General features: G+C 75.7%; 7 protein-coding genes. 3 read left to right on the forward strand and 4 right to left on the reverse strand.

Translation table 11 applies throughout. The features are described from left to right. Nucleotides 1-172 precede the first annotated feature (172 nt). Nucleotides 173-376 carry a hypothetical protein gene (locus ATM99_RS07155; RefSeq protein ID WP_190278795.1) on the forward strand — a complete coding sequence of 68 codons (204 nt, stop codon included), beginning with the start codon at nucleotides 173-175 and terminating at the stop codon, nucleotides 374-376. Further along, nucleotides 376-747, forward strand: a complete 372-nt coding sequence (locus ATM99_RS07160) for a type II toxin-antitoxin system death-on-curing family toxin (protein WP_369798020.1) — start codon at nucleotides 376-378, stop codon at nucleotides 745-747. The genes ATM99_RS07155 and ATM99_RS07160 overlap by 1 nt, the downstream gene beginning before the upstream one ends. Nucleotides 748-821: 74 nt before the next feature. On the opposite strand, the gene ATM99_RS07165 is transcribed toward ATM99_RS07160, so the two are convergent. The 4 genes from ATM99_RS07165 to ATM99_RS18890 all read right to left on the reverse strand — a co-directional run bounded on the left by ATM99_RS07165 (nucleotide 822) and on the right by ATM99_RS18890 (nucleotide 8,098). Next, nucleotides 822-1,442, reverse strand: a complete 621-nt coding sequence (locus tag ATM99_RS07165; RefSeq protein ID WP_150118185.1) for a hypothetical protein — start codon at nucleotides 1,440-1,442, stop codon at nucleotides 822-824. A gap of 314 nt (nucleotides 1,443-1,756) precedes the next feature. Then, complete coding sequence (dnaE, locus tag ATM99_RS07170) at nucleotides 1,757-5,236, reverse strand: DNA polymerase III subunit alpha (protein WP_062102234.1); 3,480 nt, start codon at nucleotides 5,234-5,236, stop codon at nucleotides 1,757-1,759. Continuing rightward, the gene (locus ATM99_RS07175; RefSeq protein WP_062102235.1) at nucleotides 5,229-7,049 is read right to left on the reverse strand and encodes a DNA polymerase Y family protein; all 1,821 of its coding nucleotides are present in this window, start codon (nucleotides 7,047-7,049) and stop codon (nucleotides 5,229-5,231) included. Before ATM99_RS07175 ends, dnaE begins: the two co-directional genes overlap by 8 nt. After that, nucleotides 7,046-8,098: a hypothetical protein gene (locus tag ATM99_RS18890; protein ID WP_150118186.1), complete on the reverse strand. Its 1,053-nt coding sequence runs from the start codon at nucleotides 8,096-8,098 to the stop codon at nucleotides 7,046-7,048. The genes ATM99_RS07175 and ATM99_RS18890 overlap by 4 nt, the downstream gene beginning before the upstream one ends. Nucleotides 8,099-8,397: 299 nt before the next feature. On the opposite strand from ATM99_RS18890, the gene ATM99_RS07185 reads away from it, so the two are divergent. Further along, the gene (locus tag ATM99_RS07185) at nucleotides 8,398-8,814 is read left to right on the forward strand and encodes a metalloregulator ArsR/SmtB family transcription factor (RefSeq protein WP_062102236.1); all 417 of its coding nucleotides are present in this window, start codon (nucleotides 8,398-8,400) and stop codon (nucleotides 8,812-8,814) included. Nucleotides 8,815-8,816: the final 2 nt, after the last annotated feature.

The following is an 8,816-nucleotide window of genomic DNA, read 5'->3' on the forward strand; positions in this document are numbered from 1 at the left end:
GGGCGCGCTGGGCACCGGTGGGCGGGGTCGGCTCCGGTCGATCCGCCGCTCCGGCCGCGACGTGATCGCGCATCGACACCAGCCCTCTGACATCACTTCGTCGCACGCACGCGGCGGAGTGAGCACATCTGCGCGGGACGCGGGCAGACATGACGAGAGATACCGTGCTGCGATGGCGATGACTCTCCGGCTCGACCCGGCAGAGACCGAGGCCCTGCGACGTCGGGCCGAGATCGAGCACTGTTCGATGCAGGACGTCGCCCGTCAGGCGGTCCGCGACTACATCGAGCGCACGCCGCGCGACGACCTCATCAATGCCGTCATGGACAGCGAGCTCCCCCGCTACGCCGAGGCTCTCGAGCACCTCGGTCGCTGATCTACCTCACCGCTGACGAGCTGCTCGCCGTCGCGCGAGGCGTCGTCCGGGACCTCGTCGTCCGGGACGTCGGCCTGGTGGAGCCCGCCGCCGCCCGACCCCGCACGCAGGTCGGAGGGTCGGACGCGCACCCGGACCTGCTCAGCAAGGCCGCGGTGCTCCTGCACTCGCTCACGCGCAACCACACTCTCCTCGACGGGAACGAGCGGTTGGCACTGGCCGGCACGATCGTGTTCCTCGGAGTCAACGGCACCCGCCTGACGGCGACGAACGACGAGGCGTACGACCTGATCATGGACGTCGCCGCCGGGCGGGTGGACGACGTGGCAAGCATCCGCGACAGGCTGGCGTCGCTCACCAGGCCCTGGTGAACTTCAGGGGCGACAGCCTCGTCGAAGGCAACTAGTTGTCGATGCATCCGGCTGGTGTCGCCCTGCCTCGCTGACTACGAGGGTTCCTGGACGGTGCCGTCGGTGGGTGTCGACACACGTAGCCCTCGCCGCGTAGCCGCCGTGAACTCCGCGATGGCCTTCTCTGCGGAGTGAATTGCTGGATAGGCGAGGTTGCCTGGAGCGTACATCTCTAGGTACCCCTCCGCGTTCCAAAGCGCCTCATGCATCCCGCGGGCCGCAGTCGCCTCCCCTTCCGTCGAGAGGAGCGTGATACGACTAACTAGGTCTTCCATTGCGTCAAGTTCTTCGACGATCTCTTGCTGCATTTCGAGAAGGATCTCGCGATCCTCCGCCGTGATGATGCCGGACACTCCGGCCTCCGGCGCTGCCAGGAGGTTCATATGACCAGCCAGCCAAAGTGGCCGATCCTCGATGGGGCCGCTCGGTGCATTGAGAAACGCAGCGGCGCTGTATAGCTTCCGGTGGACGGCGCCTGACTTGCTCAGAAGCTCGGTGGCGACTTCAAAGCGATTCGGGAGCCAGCGAGTCTCATCCTCCGCTTTACGCCTCTCGCGCTCTGCCTTCTGGGAGAGCACTTGCGCCAGCAGTGAGGCGGCAAGTGTGCCGACGATACCTAGCGCTGCCACCAGGATCTGTGCGAGGTCGTCTCCCATGCGGCCATCTTGTCCCGGGAACATGACAGACGGGATCTGACCCGCGGCGCGGCGCCGCATTGGCGACCGCCTGACTTGTCGAGCCGGCACGATCCTCTCGGAGTGCAGACCCACCCGTGCCGCCAACCCGACTCCGGTGGTGCCGAAGAGATGCGAGCCATTCACCAGCCGTCGGTGGCGCCCGCCAGCCAGGTGCCGAACAGCGGGCACGGCGGTCGAGCGTCGTCGTCGTCGCGCCGGTCGTCCGCGCTGGTCACGCGCCCGGTCTCGCAGCGCACCGCCACTGCGCCCGCCGACCCCAGGCGACGGCGCCGTCACTGGAAGTCCCGCGACCGGCTCCGCACCTTCAACGACAACGGGCTGAGGTGCTCGGCGACGAGGTTCGTCGCGCCGTCGGCCTTCTCGAGCCGCCCGCGCACGACCATCGCCTTGGCGGTGCGTGCGGTGCGGCGGAACCGTTGCCACAGGCCCGCGGAGCACACGACGTTGAGCAGGCCCGTCTCGTCCTCCAGCGACAGGAACGTCACGCCCTGCGCGGTGCCGGGGCGCTGCCGGTGCGTGACGACCCCCGCGACGGCGATGCGCCGCCCCTCCTCGGTGCGGAACACCTGCTCGACGCGCAGCACGCCCGCCTCGTCGAGCCCGTCGCGGACGAACTGCGTGGGGTACGAGTCGACCGACACGCCCGTGGCCCACACGTCGGCCGTCGCGACCTCAACGTCCGACAGCCCCGGCAGGGTCGGAGCCTTGACGCCCACCGCGACGCCGGGCAGCGTGTCGGGGCCCTCCTGCGCGAGCGCACCCGCCGCCCACAGGCCCGAGCGCCGGTCGACGCCCATGCCCTCGAGCGCACCGGCCGTCGCGAGCGCCTCGAGCTGCGCGGTCGTGAGCTGCACGCGCTGCACCAGGTCGTGCAGGTCGACGAACGGGCCGCGCGCGGTGCGCTCGTCGACCAGCGCCCGCGCGACCGGTTCGCCGATCGTGCGGATCTGCGTGAGCCCCTGCCGCACCGCGAGCGACCGCGCCGCCCCGCCCGCGGCGCCCGTGCGGACGCCCGGCTCACGCACCGGCCCCGTGCCGCTGGGCATCGGGACGAGCGGCGGCTCACCACCCGGCGGCGTGGGCCCGACGCGCTCGACGACCGCGAGCACGTCGGACGCCTGCACGTCGGGGCGCAGCACCTCGACGCCGTGGCGGCGTGCATCGGCGGCGAGGGACTGCGGCGAGTAGAACCCCATGGGCTGCGCCGCGAGCAGACCGGCGTAGAACGCGGCGGGGTGATGCACCTTGAGCCACGAGCTCGCGTACACGAGGAACGCGAACGAGTACGCGTGCGACTCGGGGAACCCGAAGTCCGCGAACGCCTTGAGCTTGTCGAAGATCTGCTCGCGCACGTCCGCGACGATGCCGTTGCGCGCCATGCCCGCCATGAGGCGATCGCGCATCGCCTCCATGCGTTCCATCGACCGCTTCGAGCCCATCGCGCGGCGCAGCTGGTCGGCCTCGGCGGGCGTGAAGTCGGCGACGTCGATGGCCATCTGCATGAGCTGCTCCTGGAACAGCGGCACGCCCAGGGTCTTGCCGAGCGACTTCTCCAGCAGCGGGTGCAGGTACGTGACCTTCTCGCGGCCCTTGGCGCGGTTGATGAACGGGTGCACCGACCCGCCCTGGATGGGCCCGGGCCGGATGAGCGCGACCTCCACGACGATGTCGTAGAACTTCTCGGGCCGCAGGCGCGGCAGCGTGCCCATCTGCGCGCGGGACTCCACCTGGAACACGCCGACCGTGTCGGCCGCCGACAGCAGCGCGTACACCGCCGGGTCCTCGTGCGGCAGGCCGTGCAGGTCGAGCGTCACGCCCTCGTGCTTGCGCACCTCGGTGAACGCGAGCCGCAGCGCCGTGAGCATGCCGAGCCCCAGCAGGTCGAACTTCACGAGCCCCGCGTCGGCGCAGTCCTCCTTGTCCCACTGCAGGACCGTGCGGCCCTCCATGCGCGCCCACTCCACGGGGCACACCTCGATGACCGGCCGGTCGCACATCACCATGCCGCCCGAGTGGATGCCCAGGTGCCGCGGCAGCCGCAGGAACCGCTCGGCCAGGTCGATGACGTGCTCCGGGATGTCCTCGGATTCCGCGGCCGACGGCGGCAGGTGCGTGGGCACGACGTCGTGGTTGTCGGCCGTCGGGCGGCCCGGGACCTCGTGCGACGGGCCGACCGGCCCCGAGCGCGTCAGGTGCCACCACGGGCTCGGCTTCTCCTGCCCGCGCAGGCTCCCCCACCGCTCGATCGACCCGCTCCACGCGTCCTGCTGCCCCACGTCGTACCCGAGGGCGCGCGCGGCGTCCCGCACCGCCGAGCGCGGACGGTAGGAGATGACGTTGGCGACCTGCGCGGCGTGCGCGCGGCCGTGCGTCGCGTAGACGTGCTGGATGACCTCCTCACGGCGCGCGGACTCGATGTCGACGTCGATGTCGGGCGGCCCGTCGCGCTCGGGCGCGAGGAACCGCTCGAACAGCAGCCCGTGCGCGACCGCGTCGACCGCCGTGACGCGCAGCACGTAGCAGACCGCCGAGTTCGCGGCCGAGCCGCGCCCCTGCGCGAGGATCCCGTTCCGCCGGCAGAAGTCGACCAGGTCGTACACGACGAGGAAGTACCCGGGGAACCCGAGGTCCTCGATGACGCGCAGCTCGTGCTCGAGCTGCGCGTACGCACCGGGCACGCGCTCGGCGTCCGGCGGGCCGTACAGCTCGCGCGCGCCGCGGCGCACGAGCTCGCGCAGCCACGACGCCTCGGTGTGCCCGGGCGGCACCGGGTACGGCGGCAGGCGCGGCGCGACGAGCGACAGGTCGAACGCGCACTCCGCCGCGAGGTCCGCCGCGGCCGCCACCGCGCTCGGGTGCCGCCGGTGCAGGTGCAGCATCTCGACGGCCGAGCGCAGGTACCCGGTGGGTCCGCCGGGCAGCCAGCCGTCGAGGTCGTCGAGCGACGAGCGCGCGCGCACGGCCGCGAGCGCCTGCGCGAGGTCCGCGTCGCGCTCGGTCGCGACGTGCGCGTTGCCCGTCGCGACCAGCGGCAGACCCGCGGTCGCGGCCAGCTCGGCGAGCGCGTCGGCGCGGTCGGTGTCGTACGCGTCGCCGTGCATCGTCGTCTCGACGGCCACGTTGTCGCGCCCGAACAGCGCGACCAGCCGGTCGAGCTCGACGCGCGCGGCGTCGATCCCGCCCGGTGCGACGCCGAGCACGCCCGACGGGTCGCCGCCCGCGAGCGCGCGCCGCACGGCACCCTTGCGGCAGCCCGTGAGCACGAGCCACTGCCCGGCGGCGGCCTCGGCGAGCTCCTCGAGCCGGTACTCGGCGGCGCCCTTGCGCCCGGTGCGCAGGTGCCCCTCGGCGATCGCGCGGGACAGCGCGCGGTACCCGTCGGGGCCGCGCGCGAGCACGAGCAGGTGCGACGCGCGCGGGTCGGGCACGCCCGTGGGGGCGTCGAGCACGGGCGGGCCGGGGGTCGGGCGTTTCTCGCGCGGGTGGCGGCGCGGGTCGGGTGCGGGCAGGTGCAGTTCGGCGCCGAACACCGTGGGCAGCCCCACGGACCGCGCGGCCTGCGCGAACCGCACGACGCCGTACAGCCCGTCGTGGTCGGTGAGCGCGAGCGCGGACAGGCCGAGGCGCGCGGCCTCGGCCGCCATCTCCTCGGGCTGGCTCGCACCGTCGAGGAAGCTGAACGCCGAGTGCGCGTGCAGCTCGGCGTACCGCGGGGGCCACGCGGCGCGGCCGGGCACGGGTCGTTCAGTCATACCCGGCCTCGCACGTCCAGGCGCCGTCGGCGTGCGTGAGCAGCACGGCTCCCCCGTCGTCGAACGCGACCTGCAGGTGCGCGCGCACGCGCGGCGGCGTGCCGGGGTGGGCCCACCAACGGTCGGTCAGGAGCCACGGCCCGGCCCAGCCCGTGACCACCCGCGCACCGCCGGAGGCACGTGCGCCCGCTCCCCGACCCTCGCGTGCGCCCCGGCCCCCGCGCGCGCCCTGGCCGTCACGCGCAGCACCGGGCGCACGACGGCCCACGGCGGGCTCGTCGGGGCCGGGCGCGAGGACCCGCACGGTCCCGAGCGGCGCGCTGAGCAGGCCGCGGGCGTCGATACGCACTGGCTCGCCGCGCACGTCGCGGACGTCGACGCGCACGGGGTCGACCAGCACGGTCGCGGGCGCGGGGTCGGGCAGCCGCCCGGGCCACGGCCGGTCGACGGGCCGCGGCGGGTCGCTCTGCTCGCCCCACGGCCGCACGTGCACCTGGTCGCGCACGTCGCGTCCGCCCTGCAGGGTCGCGGTGAGCACGCCGGCCCCGCCGACGATGCTCTGCGCGCGTTCGAGCGCGCGGTGCGCGCGCAGGTCGCCGCCCGACGGCCCGCCCCACAGCTGCGTGGCCTCGGCACCGGCGGGGGCGACGTCGAGCGCGGTGAGGGTGAGCCGCACGAGCGCGACGGGCGCGACGTCGTCGAGGTGGTCGACGTCGGCGGGGACGTCGCGCTCGTCCGCGCCGCCACGCCCCGGGGTGCGGCCGGCCGCGCGCTCCTGCTCGCGGACCTCGCGGCGCCGGTCGCGCGCGGTCGCGACGGCCGAGGCCGTGAGCCACCCGTCGAGCTGCCAGCGGATCCGGTCGGTGATGCGCGCGGCCGCGAGCGCGCCCCACCCGCCCAGGTCGGTGCGCCACGTGCGGACCAGCTCGGTGCCGTCGTCGGTGCGCGCCGCGACCTGCAGGCGCCCGCACGTGACGGACCGCGCGACGAGGTCGGCGTGCAGCTCCTCGGCGAGCCGGCGCCCCGCGAACGCCGCGGTGTCGACACGGTCGACGGGCGGGTCGAGGTCGGCGCTCACCTCGAGGTCGGCCTCGGGGCGGCGCCGTGCGGGCGGCCGCTCGTCGAGCCCGCGCGCCAGGGTGTGCGCCCACGTGCCGCGGCGGCCGAAGCGTGCGTGCACGTCAGGGGCGGGCAGCGCCGCGAACGCACCGAGCGTGCGCAGCCCGAGGCGGTGCAGCAGGTCGACGAGCGCGGCGACCTCGACGGCCTGCTCGGGCCCGGTCGTGGCGTGCACGAGCTCGGTGACGCCGTGCGCCGCGAGGAACACGGCCGACGCGCCGGGCTCGACGACGGCCCCGCTGCGCGCCGCGAGCACGGCCGCGAGCAGCCCGTCGGCCGTCCCGACGCCGCACTCGTGCCCGGTGGCGCGCGCGACCGCGTCGACGATCCGCTCGGCGAGCGCCTCCTCCGACCCGTGGTACCGCGACGCCCCGCCCGCGGGCAGCAGCAGCAGACCGGGCCGCGCGACCTCGACGCCCGCGACGACGGTCTCGGTCGCGGCCGCGACGGGCTCGAACAGCCGCGCGTCGCGCGCGTCGTCGGCGGGCAGCAGCACGAGCTCGGGGCACACGCCCTGCGCCTGGCGGCGGCGCATGCCGCGGCGCACGCCGTCCGCGCGCGCGAGCGCGGACACGGCGGTGACCCTGCGACCGTCGTGCACCGCGGACGGCACGTCGACGGGGACCTCGTCGGCCGTCATCGCCGCGACCACGGGCCAGTCGGGCACCCAGACGACCGTCGTGCGCGTGCTCATCCGACCAGCCGCAGACCGCCGGCCGCCCGCGGGCGGCGGCGCACGGGTCCGGCGGGCACGTGCTCGCCGGGCGGGGCGAACGGCAGCACGACGTCGGCGGACGTGGGGACGGCCGCGCTGCCGCGGCCGGTGCGGCGGACCGTGAGCGCGCACGTGCGCAGCCGCCCGTCGCCCGCGCCGACGCCCGACCACCGGGCCGCGCCGGCCTCGAGCACGACGTGCGCACCGGGCCACGCGACGGTCGTCACGAGGGCGGCGCCGCGCTCGCGCGCACGGGCGGACAGGCGGCGCCGGTCGGCGTCGGCGAGGGGCGCGTCGGGGCCGACGAGCACGACGTCGATGCCGTCGACGAGCGCCGCGAGCACGGTCGCGGCGTCGGGCCCGGGGTCCGGCACGAGCGCGAACCGCGCGAGGTCGACACCGGCCTGCGCGGCGGCGAGCAGCCCGAGGCGCGGGTGCCCCACGGCGACCGCCCACGCACCCGACGCGCACGCGTGCGCGAGCACGCCGAGCGCGAGCGACGTCGAGCCGAGCACGGTGGTGGTCGCGCCGCGGCGCAGGCCGTCGGGCAGCAGGTCCGCGAGGGGCGGCGGCACGGGCAGCGGCGGGCGCTCGCTCGTGAGCAGCGACGTGCGGCGCGTCGGCGCGTCCTCGGCGGGCGCGACAGACGCGGCGGGCGCGGCGGCCGACGGGGTGGCCGCGGGCGCGCCGTCGGGCACCGGGCGGACGCCGGCCAGGTGCTCGGCCCGCTCGCGCAGCACGTCGTGCACGTCGCCCCGGCGCTGCGTGGCGACGGGCGACGCGACGACGCGCGCGGTCGGCGCCGCGACGTGCGCGGGCAGGTCGGGGGGCGACTTCCCCGCCGGCACGGACACGGGAGCGCTCTGCGCGGCCGCGCGGTCGGTCGAGCGCGTGGCCGAGCGTGCGGCCGAGCGCGCCGCGGGGGGCGGCGTCGCGACGGTCTCGCCGACCGCGAGCTCACCGGTGAGCACGCTGCGCGCACCCGTCCGCCGCTCGGCGGCCGCGAGCGCGGCACGCGCGCGTGCCACCCGCTCGAGGGTGCTCGTCCCCGTCACGCTGCTCCCACCCCTCGTCCCGCACCACCACCGACCGGCTCGCCCGCGGGGTCGGACGAGCGCCGCCGGCCCCCTGACGACGACGGGCGCCCGACCCGCGGATCGAACACGTGTTCGATGATGCCAGTAGACGCCGACACCGTGGAGGTGTCAATCCGACCGCGGACCGCGTCCCGGGAAGGCCGGGTGAACCCGCGCGAGGTCCCGGACCAGCGCTCGGCAACAGGGGTACGGTTTGACGGATCCATCAACCCGTCATCCCGGAGCACCCCGTGCCGCTGCACGCCCTCGGCGTCGACCGCCCCCTCGCGGAGGTCAAGGCCGACCTGTTCAAGGCCCTCGCCCACCCCGTGCGCGTCCGCACGCTCGAGCTCCTGGTCGAGCGCGACCGCCAGGTCAGCGAGCTGCTCGCCGAGCTCGGCCTCGAGGCCTCGCACCTGTCCCAGCACCTCGCGGTGCTGCGCCGCGCGGGCGTCGTCACCGCGCGCCGCAGCGGCAACGCCGTGCACTACGCGCTCGCGCTGCCCGCGGTCGCCGACATGCTCGCCGCGGCCCGCGCCGTGCTCGTCGACGCCGCGACGCACCACCGCGACCTGCTCGACGTCGCCGCCGACGACGTCCCGGACGCCGCCGGCGACGCAACGCCCGCCGCGAGCCGGCCCGCCCCCGCCCGCACCGCGGAGGCCTGAGC

It is taken from the genome of Cellulomonas sp. B6 (assembly GCF_001462455.1).
In the GTDB taxonomy this organism is placed as follows: domain Bacteria; phylum Actinomycetota; class Actinomycetes; order Actinomycetales; family Cellulomonadaceae; genus Cellulomonas.